At 62.1% G+C, this 1,898-nt stretch carries 4 protein-coding genes; 2 read left to right on the top strand and 2 right to left on the bottom strand.

The features are described from left to right. The coding region (locus tag ACQ3I4_RS16690; protein WP_430632800.1) for a transposase at positions 1-142 on the bottom strand (142 nt) is incomplete at its 3' end. A gap of 135 nt (positions 143-277) precedes the next feature. Here ACQ3I4_RS16690 and ACQ3I4_RS16695 point away from each other — a divergent pair. Beyond that, complete coding sequence (locus tag ACQ3I4_RS16695; protein WP_329864333.1) at positions 278-547, top strand: MIT C-terminal domain-containing protein; 270 nt, start codon at positions 278-280, stop codon at positions 545-547. Here the strand turns inward: ACQ3I4_RS16695 and ACQ3I4_RS16700 are convergent. Next, positions 524-982, bottom strand: a complete 459-nt coding sequence (locus ACQ3I4_RS16700; RefSeq protein ID WP_430633942.1) for a hypothetical protein — start codon at positions 980-982, stop codon at positions 524-526. The genes ACQ3I4_RS16695 and ACQ3I4_RS16700 overlap by 24 nt on opposite strands. Before the next feature lie 107 nt (positions 983-1,089). Between ACQ3I4_RS16700 and istA the strand changes: the two genes are divergently transcribed. After that, positions 1,090-1,898: IS21 family transposase (gene istA / locus ACQ3I4_RS16705; RefSeq protein ID WP_329864004.1), on the top strand; the 809-nt coding region annotated here is incomplete at its 3' end.

The raw sequence follows: 1,898 nt of genomic DNA on the forward strand, positions 1-1,898 counted from the left end.
CGGCGCCGCAGACCGCGTCGGCCTCGGCGCTCATCAGCGCGTTGATGAACGTGCTCAGCATCTGGCGCATCAGGTCCGGGGAGGCCTGGGCGAGCTGCTCGGACAGGAAGCGGGCAGGATCGATAACATGGGGTGCGGTCATCGCGTGGAAACTCCTTGAGAAGAGACTTTGGTCGGTCTTTCCAAGAATCACGCGATGGCCGCCTTACGTTAGGACGCCACGCCCAGCGGGCCGGTCGTACACCACGCTAATGGGCACTACTCAGCCGTCGCCGGGATCACGTTCGACTACAGTTTCGACGGCTCCATCCACGACCCATCCATAACAACCGACACGGGGTGGAAGATTATCCTCGGACGGGGTCTGGACATCTTCCAGTACTTCCCCAATGACGCTTTCGATCTAGTAAACCGGCTCCAGGAGTGCCGCCAGGTCAAGGCCCTCGGCGGCACCGGACAATCAGCGCCTGAGACGGAAAGGGAGGACCGAATCGGTAATCTGTGGCCCGTGGGCAACGGTGCTCTAGCTGGTCATCGTATTGCTTAGGTGCTTGCCGATGTAGCCGATGTAGATCTTTCCCGTGCCAGTTGTGTCATCGTGAATGTACATGCGCGGTGCCACTCCGTCCTTTACCGATGTCTTGAAATGGGCGAGCATAAGCACCTGTTTTGATGGGTCAACGGAATCGGGGACCGGCAATAGTCGCTCTTTTCTCCACTTCGAATTCGATTTCACAGACTCGCTTTCGGTTTGCGCGAACCGTTTCGGATCACACTTCCTACCGAGCGTCTGCTCACTGGTGAGGTATCCGAAAAGGTTCCCAGAGAAGTTGCCGTCAGTCTTCTCTATGCAGTAGTCCCTCATAATGAGGACGTATTCCCAGAAAGTCGCTGCACACCGACCGAGCCCGTCATAGATTTCAAGTGAATATTCGCTTCGTTGGGGTCCACCGGTCGTGCGTTCGGGGGCCGGTGCGCTCATCGCCCGATATTGAGCGTGGGGACCGGCAGTGGCGTGCTTGGGGGCCACCGCGCGCTTAGGCTCCTTCCGCCGTACGTATAGGGCGCACGGCGGAAGGAGAACCATCAATGGTACGGAAGATCAGGGCCAAGCTGGTGTTGCAGTTGCGGGCCGAGGGCTTGTCCGGCCGGGTGATCGCGGCGTCGCAGGGCATGTCCCGGAAATCGGTCACGGCGGTGCTGGAGGCCGCCGACGCTGCCGGTATCGGCTGGGACGAGATTAAGGACCTTGCCCACGGCGAGGTTTACGAGTTGTTGTTCCCGGGTCGTGGTGAGCATCAGAGCGTGTTCGCCCAGCCGGACTGGGAGCGGGTTCATCGGGAGCTGGCGCGGGTCGGGGTGACGTTGAAGCTGCTGCACGGCGAATACGCTGATGGCTGCGCGGCCGGCAGCGAGCCGGCGATGGGATACGACCGGTTCTGCCGGACCTACCAGCGCCACGTGCTGGTCACCGGGGCCGCCTCGAGGGTCGGGCATAAGGCCGGGCAGACGGTCGAGGTGGACTGGTCCGGGCCGACGATGCAGCTGCACGGTCCGGTCACTGGCGCGACCCGGACGGTGTTCTTGTTCGTGGGGTGCCTGCCGTTCAGCCGCTACGCCTTCGTCGAGCCGACCTTGGATATGAAGCAGGACACCTGGTTGCGGGCGCACGTGTCGATGTTCGAGGCGTTCGGCGGCTCGGTGCCCAGGATCGTGCCGGACAACCTGAAGACCGGGGTGATCAGTCATCCCCGTGAGGGCGAGGTCGTCCTGAATGATGCCTACCGGGAGATGGCCGCGCACTACTCGGCTGCCGTGCTGCCGGGGAGGGTGAGGTCTCCTAAGGACAAGGCCAGCGTGGAAAACACGGTCTGGCACGTGGCCATGCGCGTCATCGC

The sequence above is a fragment of the Zafaria sp. Z1313 genome, assembly GCF_050563205.1.
GTDB lineage: Bacteria > Actinomycetota > Actinomycetes > Actinomycetales > Micrococcaceae > JAZDCJ01.

What these genes read in the sequence shown, in the direction of transcription:
- ACQ3I4_RS16700 (WP_430633942.1), bottom strand. Translation starts at nt 982, where the DNA reads ATGAGCGCACCGGCCCCCGAACGCACGACCGGTGGACCCCAACGAAGC.